This is a genomic window from Salicibibacter cibarius, assembly GCF_016495725.1.
Taxonomy (GTDB): domain Bacteria; phylum Bacillota; class Bacilli; order Bacillales; family Marinococcaceae; genus Salicibibacter; species Salicibibacter cibarius.
In genome coordinates this window covers 2,947,144-2,963,363 of sequence record NZ_CP054705.1, presented here as the reverse complement: position 1 = coordinate 2,963,363, position 16,220 = coordinate 2,947,144, and the positions used below count along the sequence as shown (strand labels likewise).

General features: G+C 48.7%; 13 protein-coding genes. 12 read left to right on the top strand and 1 reads right to left on the bottom strand.

Going from position 1 to position 16,220, the window contains the following annotated elements:
* Window positions 1–13: 13 nt before the first annotated feature.
* Complete coding sequence (rpmF, locus tag HUG15_RS15015) at window positions 14–193, top strand: 50S ribosomal protein L32 (RefSeq protein WP_200123868.1); 180 nt, start codon at window positions 14–16, stop codon at window positions 191–193.
* A 605-nt stretch (window positions 194–798) separates the two neighbouring features.
* On the opposite strand, the gene HUG15_RS15010 is transcribed toward rpmF, so the two are convergent.
* Window positions 799–1,020, bottom strand: a complete 222-nt coding sequence (locus HUG15_RS15010; RefSeq protein WP_200123867.1) for a hypothetical protein — start codon at window positions 1,018–1,020, stop codon at window positions 799–801.
* Between the two features lie 292 nt (window positions 1,021–1,312).
* Between HUG15_RS15010 and HUG15_RS23400 the strand changes: the two genes are divergently transcribed.
* From HUG15_RS23400 to spoVE, 11 genes are all read left to right on the top strand, one after another.
* The gene (locus HUG15_RS23400; protein WP_200123866.1) at window positions 1,313–1,846 is read left to right on the top strand and encodes an RsfA family transcriptional regulator; all 534 of its coding nucleotides are present in this window, start codon (window positions 1,313–1,315) and stop codon (window positions 1,844–1,846) included.
* A gap of 277 nt (window positions 1,847–2,123) precedes the next feature.
* Complete coding sequence (bshC, locus tag HUG15_RS15000; RefSeq protein ID WP_200123865.1) at window positions 2,124–3,746, top strand: bacillithiol biosynthesis cysteine-adding enzyme BshC; 1,623 nt, start codon at window positions 2,124–2,126, stop codon at window positions 3,744–3,746.
* Between the two features lie 653 nt (window positions 3,747–4,399).
* On the top strand, window positions 4,400–4,831 hold the full coding sequence (mraZ, locus tag HUG15_RS14995; RefSeq protein WP_200129000.1) for a division/cell wall cluster transcriptional repressor MraZ: 432 nt from the start codon (window positions 4,400–4,402) through the stop codon (window positions 4,829–4,831).
* Window positions 4,832–4,844: 13 nt separating this feature from the next.
* Complete coding sequence (gene rsmH, locus HUG15_RS14990; RefSeq protein WP_200128999.1) at window positions 4,845–5,795, top strand: 16S rRNA (cytosine(1402)-N(4))-methyltransferase RsmH; 951 nt, start codon at window positions 4,845–4,847, stop codon at window positions 5,793–5,795.
* Window positions 5,796–6,143 (top strand): cell division protein FtsL, encoded by a 348-nt coding sequence (gene ftsL, locus HUG15_RS14985; RefSeq protein ID WP_200123864.1) that lies wholly within the window; start codon window positions 5,796–5,798, stop codon window positions 6,141–6,143. It begins immediately after the preceding gene.
* A 51-nt stretch (window positions 6,144–6,194) separates the two neighbouring features.
* Window positions 6,195–8,369: a penicillin-binding protein gene (locus HUG15_RS14980; protein ID WP_425504011.1), complete on the top strand. Its 2,175-nt coding sequence runs from the start codon at window positions 6,195–6,197 to the stop codon at window positions 8,367–8,369.
* A gap of 89 nt (window positions 8,370–8,458) precedes the next feature.
* Entirely contained in the window at window positions 8,459–10,387 is a 1,929-nt protein-coding gene (locus HUG15_RS14975; RefSeq protein WP_200123863.1) for a stage V sporulation protein D, read from the top strand.
* A 556-nt stretch (window positions 10,388–10,943) separates the two neighbouring features.
* Window positions 10,944–12,416: a UDP-N-acetylmuramoyl-L-alanyl-D-glutamate--2,6-diaminopimelate ligase gene (locus HUG15_RS14970; RefSeq protein WP_200123862.1), complete on the top strand. Its 1,473-nt coding sequence runs from the start codon at window positions 10,944–10,946 to the stop codon at window positions 12,414–12,416.
* Window positions 12,417–12,611: 195 nt separating this feature from the next.
* Window positions 12,612–13,595 (top strand): phospho-N-acetylmuramoyl-pentapeptide-transferase, encoded by a 984-nt coding sequence (gene mraY / locus HUG15_RS14965; protein WP_246516359.1) that lies wholly within the window; start codon window positions 12,612–12,614, stop codon window positions 13,593–13,595.
* Window positions 13,592–14,950 (top strand): UDP-N-acetylmuramoyl-L-alanine--D-glutamate ligase, encoded by a 1,359-nt coding sequence (gene murD / locus HUG15_RS14960; RefSeq protein WP_200123861.1) that lies wholly within the window; start codon window positions 13,592–13,594, stop codon window positions 14,948–14,950. Before mraY ends, murD begins: the two co-directional genes overlap by 4 nt.
* Window positions 14,951–15,076: 126 nt before the next feature.
* Entirely contained in the window at window positions 15,077–16,180 is a 1,104-nt protein-coding gene (gene spoVE / locus HUG15_RS14955; protein WP_200123860.1) for a stage V sporulation protein E, read from the top strand.
* Window positions 16,181–16,220: the final 40 nt, after the last annotated feature.

The window sequence follows — 16,220 nt, the reverse complement described above, 5'->3', positions numbered from 1 at the left end:
GAGGTGGCAAGCAATGGCTGTACCAAAAAGACGTACATCAAAAACGGTAAAAAGACAACGGAGAACGCACTTCAAACTGAATGTTCCCGGCATGGTGAAATGCCCTGAATGCGGGGAATTGAAACGTTCCCACCGCGTATGCAAATCATGCGGAACGTACAAAGGTGAAGAAGTGACCGAACCGAGAGATTAAAGTGACCGAACCCCTTGTTACGCAACGGGGTTTTTTATAGCCGCAAAGAAAAATGATCTTGTCTGAGAAAGGCAGGATTTTTTTTGTAGGTAAGGCCCGGATGTGGTAAAAGAAGGGCGTCCGTCGCCATGGAAGCGTCATGAAGCCCGAACGCGCCAAGCTTATCAGATTCCGATCGCCATACACGGCTCATGGCGCCTGAAATGAGTGCCGAAACTGGTTTTCGGTCGCCATGGAAGCGTCATGAAGCCCGAACGCGCCAAGCTTATCAGATTCCGATCGCTATACACGGCTCATGGCGCCTGAAATGAGTGCCGAAACTGGTTTTCGGTCGCCATGAAAGCGTCATGAAGCCCGAACGCGCCAAGCTTATCAGATTCTGGTCGCCATACACGGCTCATGGCGCCTGAAATGAGTGCCGAAACTGGTTTTCGGTCGCCATGGAAGCGTCATGAAGCCCGAACGCGCCAAGCTTATCAGATTCCGATCGCCATACACGGCTCATGGCGCCTGAAATGAGTGCCGAAACTGGTTTTCGGTCGCCATGGAAGCGTCATGAAGCCCGAACGAGCCAAGCGTATCTAATTCCGGTCGCCATACACGGCTCATGGTGCCTGAAATGAGTGCCGAAACTGGTTTTCGGTCACCATGGAAGCGTCATGAAGCCCGAACGCGCCAAGCGTATCTAATTCCGGTCGCCATACAGGGTTTATGGCGCCTGAACCGAGCGACGAAACCGGATTGGGGTCACCATGGAACTTGATCTGGCTCCGCCGTGCATCAGAACGGCTTACATGTGTCAAGAGCGCCAACTCTAGTTTAGTCATTTCCCATTTTCTGCTTCCATAATGGGTCAAATCCCCTGAAATAGGACGATCTACACTTATCTCCTCCTAAAATTGTGCCCTGCACCTTCCTCTCCCCTGCAATATTTACCATCCCTAACTGCTAGATCAAAATCTTAGGTCTAGCACGAAAGCCGCTCTATTTTTTTATCGTAACAACTGAAATTGCAATCATAGAAGGATAGAATCGCGCATAAACGTACATAATGAATGATAAAACGCAAACAAATTCTATGACGTTATCCACTTAATAAAAGTATTGGAGGGAAATGGAATGACTGCATTGAGGCAGGACGCATGGAGTGAAGAGGAAGACTTAATGTTAGCGGAGATTGTACTCAAAAACATTCGTGAAGGGAGGACCCAATTACAAGCTTTTGAAGAAGTGGGCAAAAAGTTGGAGCGGACATCGGCGGCATGTGGGTTCCGCTGGAACGCGACGATCCGGAAAAAGTACGATGAGGCCGTGAAAATAGCAAAGCAGCAAAAGAAAAAACAAAATACTACGGAAAAGAAAGAAACGGCTCGGGCAGATGAGTCCTCGCCGGCGCCGAGAGAATCGGCGGTCGAAACGGAGCAAAGCTTGCGTTTGGAAGATGTCATCACTTATTTAAAAAAGATGGAAAAAGATGAAAAACACAGCGGATCATTACAAGAAGCCCTTGCAAAAGAACAAGAAAAAAGCCGGGCGCTAGCATCCGACAAGGAAAAATTGCAACAAGAACTGGAGCGTTTGCGTGACGATTACAAATCGTTTTTATCAATGCTCGATAAGGCAAGGGAATGGCAAGGGGAAAAAGAGTCATAGGCCCCGGCCTACTTCGAACGCATGCAAAAAATCCCGTATCACTTTGCTGTGAAACGGGATTTTTATCCGTACTTGAGCAGATCATGAGCAAACGTATGGCTCATGTGCTACACTAAACCCACCTATCACCCTAAGCTTGCCAGAGAGTTCTTGAAAACAGTGTGTCTTTCTTTCCCTGTTTTCGTTTTTTTGCTATGCTCGGTTCGGCTCCTTTAAGATTTGAATATACATACACCGTTTTATATCTCTTGGAATAGAAGAAGAAAGGTCGGTAAACATGACGGTAGAATCATTCCCCGTGCAACTTCAGGGGTGGGCCCATCTTTATGCGGAAGGGGACCCAACCGTTCGGGCGTTTTACGATTATCCTCCTTTTGGAGAGGAGGAAAGGCGCTGTCGTGAGTTGCGGGATTACAGCTTTAAACGTGAACAGTTGCGAAAAGCGCTGTACGACTATCATCAAAAATATGAACACCACGAAAAAGCACTCGAACAAATTGATAAACTGCAAGATGAACGAAGTGTTGTTGTCGTCGGCGGGCAACAGGCAGGTTTGCTGACGGGCCCGATTTATACAATTTCCAAAGCGTTGACGGTTCTATTAAAAGCGGAAGAAGATGAAAAGAGGTTGGGGATTCCCGTTCTTCCGATTTTTTGGATTGCCGGTGAAGACCACGATTGGGAGGAAGTCAATCACATTTTCGTTCACAACGAGGATGGGGATGTAGCAAAAATTAAATATGACGGGCACACGCATGCCGGTGCCCCGGTTTCGGAACAGCCCATTGATCTGCCTGCTATCCAGCGGTGGTTACATACGGTCTTTCTTAACTACCGGGAAACGCCTTACTCAAGAAGCCTGCATGATAAACTGGCGCATTTTGCAAAAAAATCAGCGACCGTCTCCGATTTTTTTGCGGAAGTGATGCTGTGGCTATTCCGCAAACACGGGCTTGTGCTCATTGACCCGCAACAATCCCGATTTCGGCAGCTGATGACGGACACTTGGACACGGTTGATCGAGAAAAATGACCAAGTAAGAGAAGCATTTTTCACCGCGAAAGAAAAGGTGGAGCAGGTGAATGGATCCCCGGCATTCATCGAAGCGACGCGAGATCATACCCATTTATTTTATAGCGCGAATGGCCGGAGAGAAAAATTGATTGCCCATTCGGATGGGCAATTGTCGCTTCACAATGGCCAATATAAAATGTCGCGGACGGATTGGTCGCGGGAAGCAAAAAACCATCCGGAAAAGTTTAGCGCAAATGTTTATACCCGCCCCCTCGTCCAGGAAATGCTATTACCGGTATTAACGTTCGTTGCCGGTCCGGGAGAAGCCGCTTACTGGTCCATGGTCGGTCCGCTTTTCCATCATTTCGGGAGGCGTGTTCCGCCTGTTGCCCCCCGCGCTCACCACACGTATGTCGATCGCAAAAGCGAAAAGACTATTGCTGCGGAGGATCTATCGGCGTACAAAGTGGCAAATGAAGGCGTGACCACGTATGCCGATGCTTTGGAAGAAAAAAACCGGCAGTTGGACACGGAAAAATTGTTTCAAAAAAGCCTCGCGCTTGCCGGCGAAGGCCAGCAAATGCTCGCCAACGCATTATATGAGCTGGCGCCGAGTGAAGAAAGATATGCAGACAAAAATTACGAGCGGATGCAGCAAGTGCTCAAGGATTTGCAGCAGCGCATCGAGAAAAAGCAATTGGAGAGCATCAAGCCACGTGTGGATAATGTCCGACAGTTGGAAAAACGCTTGTACCCAAATGAACAACCGCAAGAACGCGTGTTGAATATCGTGCAGATGCTTAACGAATATGGGGAAGAACGCGTGCTGGCCTTGTTTGATCAAGTGAAATCAGAGACGTTCCGCCACCAATTTTTCTATTTGTAAAAAGAAATCCCCCACTTCTCACCACGGCTCTTCGCTAAAATCTATAGTTGATATCAGTGAATATTTATGGTGATAACTCGAGCTAGCTACGGAAAAACACGGAAAGCGTAGTGTTTTTCCGTAGCGGTGACCATCGTTCATGATTCCATCTATTTTTTCCCACCCACCGTTCCCCACCTCTCATTCGTCCGTGGGGAACTTTTTCTGTCGAGGCTCGCTTTTCTCTTTGCTTTGTTTGGCAGTTGTCGGCGTCCCTAGACACGTGTCCCCACCCATATAACCGAACGTTCGTGCATATCATCGACAAGAAGTTTTCTTGCCGAAGGGTGCGCGCCTCTACTATTTCCCCTCCTAGTAACTGCCATTTAGGGTGCAAACTCCCCCTATGCGGAAATAACCCTATCTCTCTCGCCATTAATGACTAAAAAATAAATCGACGAAAGGATGAGCCCGAAAAACTGCGTGGCTATCCTTTTTTTATTCACATGAAAAGGAAGCATAAAATATAAAAAAATTTCACCGCAAAAATCGCCATTTTTCGCATGTTCCGCGGGTTCCTCCAATTGAAGCGCAAAAAAATCCAAAAAATAACGTGGTGTAAAGTGGGGGTTTGTGGTAAATTGGGGGTACTAAGTGGAAGGGAACGGCGCGCCATGTTCATGGGAGAATACAACCACACCATCGACGAAAAAGGCAGACTGATCATTCCTTCAAAATTTCGAGAAGAGTTGGGCGATCAGTTTGTGGTCACAAGAGGGATGGACCAGTGTGTCTTTGTATACCCGCGAACAGAATGGGAGCAATTGGAACAGAAATTAAAAACGTTGCCTTTTACGAAAAAAGACGCACGCGCATTTACACGCTTTTTCTTTTCCGGCGCCGCTGAAGCCAGTTTCGACAAGCAAGGCAGGATCAATATCCCTTCTACGCTTTGCCAGCATGCTAAATTGGAAAAGGATTGTGTCGTGATTGGCGTATCCCGACGTGTAGAGATTTGGAATCAATCCATTTGGGAAGACTACTTTGCGGAATCTCAGAGCTCCTTTAACGATATTGCGGAATCATTGGAAGACCTGGACTTGTGAAGGGGGGATTTTTATCAGCCAATACAGCCATGAAACCGTATTGTTACAGGAGGCGATTGCTGGGCTTAACATCGCCGGAACCGGCACTTATGTGGATTGTACGTACGGACGGGGCGGCCATTCGGCGGAAATCCTGAAACGATTAGATGCGCACGGTCACCTGTATGCATTTGATGCGGACCAAGAAGCGATTGAAGCCGGTCGCGAACGTTTTGCCGAAGAAGCAAAGGTGACATTCACCCAAGGGAACTTCCGTGATGCAGCGGCCAAACTGGATGCATTTGGTGTGGACCGTGTGAATGGTGTATTGTTTGACCTTGGCGTCTCTTCCCCGCAACTGGATGATAAAACACGCGGCTTTAGTTATCGCGGCGATGAGCCGCTCGATATGCGCATGGACAGGCATCAGAACCTCACCGCCGAGGAAATCGTCCATACGTGGCCGTTCGAATCCCTCGTGCACGTCATCTCCCGATACGGGGAAGAAAAATTTGCAAAATCCATCGCCCGTTCGATTGAAACGGAACGGGGGAAAACCAAAATTACCTCAACGGAACAATTAGCCGAGCTTATCAAGCAGGCAATCCCCGCGGCAGCGCGAAGAAGCGGCGGGCATCCGGCAAAACGAACGTTCCAGGCACTTCGAATCGCTGTCAATGATGAACTGCAAGCATTTGAAGATGCGCTATCCGCATTCGCCGCCAAACTGGAAATAAAAGGGCGAATGGCCGTTATCACTTTCCATTCTTTGGAAGACGCTATTGCAAAACGGACGTTGAATACGTATTGCAAAACACCTGAACTTCCATCCGGGCTCCCGGTCATTCCCGAACATATGAAACCGCCGATGAAGTGGATCAATAAAAAGCCAATTGTACCTTCACATGAAGAGGTTGCAAGAAATCGGCGGGCAAGATCGGCACGGTTGCGTATTGTTGAAAAAATTAGGGAGAGGAGGACATAAATGAGCCAGGCAACTCAAAAACAACAGGTAAGGGAAGAGCAAAGACAAGTACAAACCGTTCGGAATCGAGTCGAAAAGAAATTCACCCGGGGGGAAAAATACTTAATAACCTTAATAGCCATCGCGATTATCGTTACTGCAGTGCTCATGGTCTCAAACTATGCAAGCATGTATGGGCAAGAACAGGATATCTCCCAACTCCAAAGTGAAATTAACCAGCAGCAACAGTATAATGAAGGGCTTGAACACCAAGTTTCGGAACTTAGTGATCCCGAGCGCATTTTGGAAATCGCCCAGGAAAATGGAATGGAGCTAAATGAAGATAATGTCACCGTCCTCCAGCCTTAAAACCTTTCGTTACCGAAATCGGTTTTGCAGGAAAAATTTCATGCGTGGGTGGTGGGACTGTTGAAGCGAACAACGATCATTTCCAGGGCATTCCTTCTTTTTGGGCTGGCAGCCATCATCATCACTGTATTGGGCGGAAGGTTTTTGTTTGTGCAAGTTTCCCAAGAAATCGACGACGTGGATTTAGAAACCCTTGCAAATGAACGCTGGACGAACAATGAGCCCTTAGAAGGGGAACGTGGGAGCATTTATGCGAGCAACGGAGATGCGATTGCGGAAGAAGTGACCAGTTATACGGCTTTCGCGGTTTTACAAGAGGGATACGAAGGCGCAATTGACGATCCGGCAGAGACGGCGCAAACCCTTGCGCCATACATTGATATGGAGGAAGATCGTTTGGCCGAACTTCTGACGAGCGATCAATTCCAAGTTGAACTAGGCGCAGGTGCACGCCAGCTTAGTTTTGAAGAGAGAGAGGAAATCGAGGACTTAGGGTTAGAAGGGGTTCATTTTCGCCCCGAACCAAGACGCTATTATCCGAATCAAGCATTTGCCTCTCACGTGCTTGGCTACATCGATCGGGGAACGGACGAAGCGGTTATGGGACTTGAAGCAGGCTTTAACCAAGAACTTGAAGGCGAAGGTGGGTCTATGAGTTACCAAGTTGCCCGTAACGGTGTTCCGCTTCCCGGCAATGAAGAAGAAGTCAACGGGGCTTACGATGGAAACGATGTCCATTTGACGTTAAATTCCAATATACAACTGGCGTTGGAACAGGCGATGGCTTCGGTCGATGATGAGTACAACCCGGAACGGATGATCGCGATCGTTGCAAACGCCAAGACGGGCGAAGTTCTTGCTATGGGCAACCGTCCCTCCTTTAATCCGAATAACTATGAAGATATTACCAATCATACGAATTATGCCATTTCCGACCATTTTGAACCCGGATCAACGCTGAAAATGTTTACTATGGCCGCGGCCATCGATAGCGGAGAATATGACGGCGATGAGGAATTCGAATCGGGAACCTACGACCCCGGTTATGACCATACCATTAGCGATCATAATAACGGAGAAGGTTGGGGAACCATTCCGTTCGATGAAGCGATGGAACGTTCTTCCAATGTTGGTTTTTCAAAGCTTGTTAATGAAGTTATGGGTGCCGACATTTTATATGAATACCTTGACCGTTTCGGTTTTGGCAGAGAGACTGGCATCGAACTCCCCAATGAAGCTCCGGGTGTGATAAGTGAAGGTGACTTGGATGCCATGTATACCGGATTTGGCCAATCTTCGGCGGTTACGCCGATGCAGCAAATCCAGGCGGCTACGGCGATTGCAAATGATGGGCAGATGATGCATCCTTATATTGTGGACCATATTGAAAATACAAATGTCAATGAAACTGTCTATGAAAGCGAACCCGAGATTGCCGGGGAACCGATTTCCGAAGAAACGGCCGAAGAAGTCAGGGAACAACTTGTGGAAGCAGTCTACGGAGACAACGGAACCGGTGGCGCTTTTCAGGTTGATGATATGAGCATTGCCGGTAAAACGGGGACGGCGCAAATTCCGTCGGAAAACGGGTACCTATCCGGCCATGGCCAAAATATATTCTCTTTTTTGGGGATGGCCCCGGCCGAAGATCCTGAAATTGTCACATACGTGGCGGTGGATCGTCCGAATTTATCGGAAGATGAGCAAGGTACACAACCGGTATCAACGATATTTAACACAGTCATGCATCAAAGTATGCAATATTTAAATCTGCAACCAGATGAATCGCCCGGTTATGAAGAAGAGGGAACGCCCGAAGCGGACAGCATTGAATTGGAAGACGTAACGGGGGATCGTTCGGAACAAGCGGCTGAGGCTGTGAGTGAACAAAATCTGGAACCCTTTATTCTGGGAGAGGGCAATCGAATTGAAAGCCAGTATCCATTTGCCGGCGAGGACGTCATTGGCGGAGAAAAAATCTTTCTCGTCAGCGATGACAACTGGGAAATGCCTGATATGACAGGTTGGTCGGTCAGGGATGTCGTGAAATTCAGCACAGCGACCGGCATGAATATTGAGCATTCCGGGACCGGATATGTACGGGATCAAAGCCTGGAACCCGGAAGTGAAGCCGGCAGTCATGATTCAGTTGCCGTGGAATTTGCCCATCACGAAGAAGAAGACGAAAACGATGAGCAAGAGGAAGAAGAAACAGACGAAGCTTGACGGCGAATATAATGCTGCTCCGCGTTCATAAAGCAGGCGTACAAGCATAGATTTGAAAGGGAAGTATCTATCAGATGAGGTGGCCTTTCATGTCTAAAATTACGAGAACGCTCGTGCGTCGAAGGTTGCTTTTGGCTTTGCTGGCCGGGATCGCGTTAACGCTGTTGCTCATGGCAAGGCTCGGCTATGTACAGTTTTCCCTTGGCGGCTGGTTGACGGAAGAAGCTGAGGAGTCTTGGAGCAGGGACTTGCCTTTTGAAGCGGAGCGCGGAGAGATATTGGATCGACATGACGAAGTGTTGGCAACGAATGTCAGCGCACCATCGGTCCTCGTTGTTCCGAGACAGATCGAGGATCCGGTGGAAACGTCCGAGCAACTCGCGGACGTTTTGGAAGCCGATCGACAAGATGTATATGAACAAATCACAGAGAACAGCTCGATGGTTCGATTGACCCCTTTCGGACGCAAGATTGATCAAGAACGCGCATCGGAAGTCCGGGAACAACGCTTGCCCGGCGTTTACATTGTCGAAGATAACAAACGCCACTACCCGAATGGCGAATATCTTTCTCACGTGTTGGGGTTTGCCGGCATTGACAATCAAGGACTTACAGGCATTGAAAAACAATACGATGAACGCTTGCAAGGCGAGAGTGGGCACGTTTCTTTTTTTTCCGATGCCCAAGGGCAACGGTTGCCGGATATGGCCGATCGATATCAGGCACCGCAAAATGGCATGGATGTGCGGTTAACCATTGATGATCAAGTGCAAACGATTATCGAAAGGGAGTTGGATAACGCTGAGGCCTCGTACAATCCGGACGGGGCGCTTGCCATTGCCATGGATCCCGACAATGGAGAAATCCTCGGAATGGCCAGCCGGCCACACTATAATCCGGATGATTACCAAGCGGTTTCCCCGGAGATTTATGATCAAAACCGCCCCATTTGGTCTACGTATGAACCTGGCTCTACGTTCAAGATCATAACGCTTGCGGCTGCCCTTGAAGAAAATGAAGTGGATCTCGACGAAGATACATTTAATGACCCCGGATACATTACAGTGGCCGGTCAGCGTTTGAATTGTTGGAAAAAAGGCGGGCACGGCGAGCAAACGTATTTGGAAGTTGTGCAAAACTCTTGTAACCCCGGGTTTGTTTCGTTGGGAGAACGATTGGGCACAGAGTCGCTTTTTGATTATATTCATCAGTTTGGCTTTGGAGAACGAACCGGCATTGACTTGGAAGGAGAAGGGACCGGCATTTTATTCGATGTAGAGGATGTGGGGCCGTTGGAACGTTCCACGACCGCTTTCGGCCAGGGTGTATCCGTGACGCCGATCCAACAAGTGGCAGCCGTTGCCGCCGCTGTAAACGGGGGCACCCTTTATCAGCCTTTTATCGCTAAAGATTGGCTCGACCCTGATGACGGTGTTGTTCTGGACAGTCAAACCCCGATGGAAAAGCGTCAAGTCATATCCGAAGAGTCTTCGGCTGAAGTGCGACGGGCTTTGGAACACGTCGTTGCGCAAGGGACCGGCGGAGGAGCGTTCGTTGACGGTTATCGTGTCGGCGGGAAAACGGGAACCGCCCAGAAAGCGCAAGGCGGCCGTTATTTGGAAAACAATCATATCGTTTCGTTCATTGGCTTCGCGCCTGCCGACGATCCTGAAATCGTCGTATATGTCGCTATCGATAACCCGAAAGAAACGGTACAGTTCGGAGGCGTCGTTGCCGCGCCGATCGTCGGTAACGTCATCGGTGACAGTTTACAGGCGATGGGTGTGCCGCGGCGGGAGGATCAAATTGAAAAGGAATTGACTTGGTCCGATGTCCCTTACTTGGACGTCCCTGATGTCACGGGATTAACATTAAGGGAATTACATGATGCCAATTATCCGCTGAATCTGGAAGTTTCAGGAGACGGGGAAGAAATTTACCGTCAATCCCCCGCTGCAGGCGAGCGAGTGGAAGAGGGCTCCACGCTTCGTCTGTACATGAGGGACGAAAGCGATTAAAATGGTTTAGCAGGAAAGTATAAATCAACTTAATTACCTGCATAAACGCAACCAAGGCTTTTCGCCATAAAAGCTTTGCAAAAAGCCAAGTTTTTTAATATGATCAGCCAAGGAAAGCCTTGGCTGTTCTCACATGTCGATAGCGGAAGCCATGGAATGAACGTGAGTGTTCAAAAAAGAGGACAAAAATAGCCGAGAAGTTTTAGAAAATATTAGCTTATCGTCAAGATGGCGAAAGCTTAGATTTTCTTATACTCCGGAGTGTAAGGAAGCGCAGCTCCGAGCATCGGTGCGAAAGCTTTTTTCACGAAGAAAAAGTGTTTTTTTCGAGGGTATGTTTTCTGGCACGTGCGACGCGCAGGAGGCGCTAGTGCCGTTGTTGTCACAGGAGGTGACGAACTTAGCCGGCTTCCTTAAAGAAGCAAGCTGACGCGCTTCCACAGGATGAGGCGATGCTTGCCTTGCGTGTCGTGGCAGTTTTTAGCAAAAATTCCTCTTCCCGGCAGCTATTTTTCCCCGGACTTTTTGAACAACCTCTGAAAGGAAGAAAAAATGTATGGATTTGCAGGAATGCTTGGCGGGCTTGCTCGCATATACCAAAACGAAAGCTGAAAACCCGATAATTACTTCCGTAGAGATGGATTCTCGCTTTGCACAAGCAGGCACATTATTTGTAGCCATTCGCGGATTTACGGTCGATGGCCACCGGTATGCGCGAGAAGCTGTTAAAAAGGGGGCCGTCGCGGTTGTTGCCGAGGAAGATGTGGACGTCGATGTTCCAACCGTTATTGTATCCGACAGCAAACGGGCCCTCGCGCAAATCGCCAACCGTTTTTACGATAGTCCTACCCATGACCTAAACATCATAGGTGTCACCGGAACGAACGGGAAAACGACAACCACGCATCTATTGAATCAAATTTTACAAGATGACAAGCGGAAATCAGGCTTGATCGGCACCCTTTATACCCAATATAATGACGAAGTCTTCGAAGCCAAAAATACGACCCCGGAATCATTGGTGTTGCAACGAACCTTTTCGGAAATGAAGGAAAAGGGCGTAACCGATGTGACGATGGAAGTCTCTTCGCACGCATTATCCCTCGGCAGAGTGCGCGGAACGACGTTTAATATCGCTGTGTTCACCAATTTGAGTGTTGATCATCTGGATTATCATGAAACGATGGACGATTATAAGCAGGCCAAGGGACTCTTGTTTTCACAACTTGGCAACGCTTATGATCAGGATTTGAAAGTGGCGATTGTCAATAATGACGATCCTTACGCCCGCTACATGATGGATGTAACCGCAGCGCCGGTTCTCACGTACGGCTTGCGGGACGGGGTCGATGTTCGTGCCCGTGATTTGCATGCGCGTCCGACGGGAACATTTTTTACACTCGTAATAGGCGATGAATCGATTGAATTAAACTTAAAAATGATCGGGCGTTTCAGCGTATATAATGCCTTGGCTGCCGCGGCGGCAGCGTATGCGTCCGGGGTTTCCTTGCCCGTGATTAAGCAAAGCCTAGAAACTGCCAAACCGGTTCCGGGTCGGTTTGAGCCGATTGAAGAAGGGCAGGATTTCGCGGTAATCGTCGATTACGCCCATACGCCTGACAGTTTGGATAACATATTGGAAACGGTCCGAGAGCTTACAGAACAAGACGTCTACGTAATCGTCGGTTGCGGCGGGGACCGGGACCGTACGAAGCGCCCGGAAATGGCAAGGATCGCTGCCGCCTATGCGGATGAAGCGATTTTCACGACGGATAATCCACGCAGTGAAGACCCACGCACCATTCTTCGGGATATGGAAGCAGGGGCGGAAGGCCAACCTTTCCGGACGATCGTGGATCGTAAAGAAGCCATTCGTTACACCGTTGATAAAGCAAAAAAGAAAGATGTCATCGTTATTGCCGGCAAAGGGCATGAGCCTTATCAGGAGGTTGACGGAACCTTTCACACGTTCGATGATCGCATTGAGGCAAAAGAGGCGATCATCGCTCGGCGGGAACGTGAAAAATAGGAATCGGCATTGAATGAGAGAGGGACACCAAGGCCACACAGTTTGCGTTGAAAAGAAAAGCATAAGATGATGGGTTTTATACCAAATTACGAAACAATGCACTATAAAGCACGTAAACTTACGATCCGGGGTGCCATGAAGAACCCCAAGTTACCTCCGAGCCCCTATCGAAATGAAACGAAAGGAGTGAACATCTTGAGTGAACCATCGATTTTAGCAGCCATCGTAGCAGCGTTTGTACTAAGCGTGCTCCTTTCCCCTTTGTTCATCCCGATGTTGCACCGGATGAAATTTGGGCAAAGCATCCGCGAAGAGGGACCCTCCAGCCATCAAAAAAAGAGCGGCACACCGACGATGGGCGGCATCGTCGTCATTTTGGCAATAGTTTTGTCCGTGCTTTTCGTCGTGTTCTTTTTCACCGAGTTGGCATTCAATTATCAAATCGGGTTGTTAATGCTCGTGACCATCGCCTTTGGCTTGGTCGGCTTTTTGGATGATTTTATTAAAGTTGTTTTAAAAAGAAACCTTGGTTTAAACTCGAAGCAAAAATTACTCGCGCAATTAGTCGTCGCTGCCGTTTTTTATTTTGTTCTGCGGCAATATGAATTTTCTACTGTCGTGCAAATTCCGGCCACCGATTTCAGCATGGACATCGGCATTCTTTATTTATTGCTCGTTGCCGTCATGCTCGTTGGAGCTTCCAACGCGGTCAATTTAACCGATGGCCTGGATGGCTTACTCGCCGGAACGTCCGCGATTGCTTTCGGGGCTTTTGCCGTACTTGCTTGGTATGCAGGGTTCCCCGAGGTCGCTGTCTTTAGTGCCGCTGTCGTAGGTGCGGTTCTCGGTTTTCTCGTTTTCAATGCCCATCCCGCGAAAGTTTTCATGGGAGATACAGGTTCCTTGGCCCTTGGCGGGGCGATCGCCGCGGTCGCGATAATTTTGAAAATGGAAATCCTCTTAATCGTCATCGGCGGCGTCTTTGTTATTGAGACGATTTCGGTGATCATTCAAGTCATCGTGTTTAAATGGAAAGGAAGGCGCGTGTTCAAAATGAGCCCGCTCCACCACCATTATGAACTATCCGGCTGGTCGGAGTGGAAAGTGGTCGTCGTCTTCTGGCTTTGCGGCATCGTCTTTGCAGTCATCGGGGTTTATATAGAGGTGTGGCCAATATGACAAACCATCCATTACTTACCAATTTGAAAAATAAAACCGTGCTCGTCCTCGGCTTTGCAAAAAGCGGAAAAGCAGCCGCCCAATTGTTGGCCAAGCATGGAGCCCGCGTCATCGTAAACGAAGCGAAGCCTTACGGGGAGTTAACGGGAACAGAAGATCTGGAAGCTTTTGGCGTTCAATTTGTGACCGGCGGCCATCCTTTATGGATGTTTGACGCCTCTCTTCATCTGATTGTTAAAAATCCGGGCATTCGGTATGACAATCCGGTCGTCCGGGAAGGCATGCGCCGGGAAATCCCGATCGTAACGGAACTCGAACTGGCGTATTGGATCGTACAGGGGGAGCTTGTCGCCATTACAGGTTCGAACGGAAAAACGACGACGACGAAGCTGGTCCATGAAATGTTGCTCGCCGATCAAAAGCAAGCAAAAATCGCCGGCAATATCGGTTTGCCTGCTTGTGAAGTAGCTGAATTGGTGGGTGAAAATGAATGCATGATAACAGAAGTGTCCAGTTTTCAATTGAAGGGAACCCTTCATTTTCGCCCCCATATCGCCGTGCTTTTGAATATTTTTGACGCTCACCTCGATTACCACGGAACACGGGAAGATTACATCCGTTCAAAAGCGAACATTGTCGCCAACCTGACGGCTGATGATTATTTTGTGTACAATGCCGATGATAAGGTCGTTAAGGAAGTGGCGGCGACTCAAAAAGGGGAAAACATCCCGTTCTCCGTGAAGAATAGACGAGCGGAAGGCGCTTCTCACGAAGCGGGGACGGTGTATTGGCAGAACGAGCCGTTGCTGCAAACGCGGGATATCGCCCTTCCCGGCATCCATAATCTCGAAAATGTGTTGGCTGCCGTCGCGGTTGCCAAACTTTTAGATGTATCGAATGATACGGTGAAAAGCGTATTGGCAACATTTACAGGCGTTGAACACCGCTTGCAATTTGTAAAAGAGTTGGATGGGCGAAAAGTGTACAACGATTCCAAAGCAACTAACATATTGGCGACATCACGAGCCTTGAACGCATTTGAACAACCCGTTGTTCTGATTGCAGGCGGATTGGACCGTGGCAATGATTTTTTTTCACTGGCCGAAAGCCTAACAAATGTGAGGGCGATGGTGGTGTATGGCGAAACGGGCGATAAGCTGAAAGAAGCGGGGGCCCGCGCGGGAGTTCCGGTGATTGAACATACCAACCGTTTACAGGAAGCGGTAAAAGAAGCGTATGATGTTTCCGCCGAGGGAGATATATTGCTCTTGTCGCCGGCTTGCGCCAGTTGGGATCAATTTAAAACATTTGAAGAACGGGGCGATTGTTTCATCAGCGCCATAGAAGAACTATAGAAGGGCAACGTTGGAAATCTCATCCTCAACCTCTCACCTCCCACTTCTAAAACGGACAAACCGTCATACGTATGAATAAAGCCTTGTCTCGGACAGGACTTGAATCGCGGGTGGCGGGGTGAAGATGTGAAAGAAAATAAACAAGCGGTTGACGGAATTTTACTGTTTGCCATTTGCGCATTGTTGATCATCGGGGTCATCATGGTATATAGCGCGAGCGCGGCTTGGGGAGAGTACCGCTTTTCCGATCCTTACCATTTTGCCAAACGGCAATTGCTGTTTGCGGGAGCGGGGTGTGTCGGAATGCTGTTCATGATGCGTTTCGGCTATTGGCGATGGCGCAACTATGTGCTTACGACAGTTTTGGTCTGTTTTGCCCTTTTGATTCTCGTTTTGATTCCCGGGATAGGATTGATCCGGGGTGGCGCGCAAAGTTGGATTGGCGTCGGCGCTTTTTCGATCCAACCGTCGGAATTTATGAAGTTAGGCATGATTTTGTTTTTGGCCCACTGGTTGGCAAGAAATCAGCAACAGATCACGCGATTTCGAACAGGCATGTTACCACTCCTTGCAATTATTTTTACCGCATTTGCATTGATCATGCTACAGCCGGACCTCGGTACGGGAGCGGTAATGGTAGCGACTTCGTTTATTATGCTTTTCATTGCCGGTGCAAAAAAAGCCCATTTTGCATGGCTGGGAACGATTGGAGCGGTCGGGTTCGTCGGCTTGATTGCCTCGGCGCCATATCGGATCGACCGGATCACGTCTTTTTTTGACCCTTGGAATGATCCGCTCGGAAGCGGTTTTCAAATTATCCAATCCCTCTATGCGATCGGCCCCGGCGGTTTATTCGGCATGGGGTTCGGGGAAAGCAGACAAAAATATTTTTATCTGCCTGAACCGCAAACGGATTTTATTTTTGCCGTGATCGCGGAAGAAGGAGGATTTATTGCTGGTGTTGTCGTCATTCTTTTGTTCGCGGTCATCATGTGGCGAGGGTTGCGTACGGCTTTGCTTGCCCCTGATTTATTCGGCACGTTGTTGGCCGTTGGGATTATCGGCATGTTGTTTGTGCAGGTGATGATCAATATCGGTGTCGTCATCGGTTTGTTTCCGGTCACCGGCATCACTCTTCCTTTGCTCAGCTACGGCGGATCATCCCTCACGCTTATGCTCCTCGCGCTCGGCATATTGTTAAATATCAGCGCCCATACAAGAGTCACATAAACACGATGGAAGCAGGGGGAATCACCTCTTGCCTCCCACA

Bases quoted from the DNA above. Each gene is read 5' to 3' on its own strand.
- rpmF (WP_200123868.1), top strand. From the start codon at position 14: ATGGCTGTACCAAAAAGACGTACATCAAAAACGGTAAAAAGACAACGG.
- HUG15_RS15010 (WP_200123867.1), bottom strand. From the start codon at position 1,020: ATGACTAAACTAGAGTTGGCGCTCTTGACACATGTAAGCCGTTCTGAT.
- HUG15_RS23400 (WP_200123866.1), top strand. From the start codon at position 1,313: ATGACTGCATTGAGGCAGGACGCATGGAGTGAAGAGGAAGACTTAATG.
- bshC (WP_200123865.1), top strand. From the start codon at position 2,124: ATGACGGTAGAATCATTCCCCGTGCAACTTCAGGGGTGGGCCCATCTT.
- mraZ (WP_200129000.1), top strand. From the start codon at position 4,400: ATGTTCATGGGAGAATACAACCACACCATCGACGAAAAAGGCAGACTG.
- ftsL (WP_200123864.1), top strand. From the start codon at position 5,796: ATGAGCCAGGCAACTCAAAAACAACAGGTAAGGGAAGAGCAAAGACAA.
- HUG15_RS14975 (WP_200123863.1), top strand. From the start codon at position 8,459: ATGTCTAAAATTACGAGAACGCTCGTGCGTCGAAGGTTGCTTTTGGCT.
- HUG15_RS14970 (WP_200123862.1), top strand. From the start codon at position 10,944: ATGGATTTGCAGGAATGCTTGGCGGGCTTGCTCGCATATACCAAAACG.
- murD (WP_200123861.1), top strand. From the start codon at position 13,592: ATGACAAACCATCCATTACTTACCAATTTGAAAAATAAAACCGTGCTC.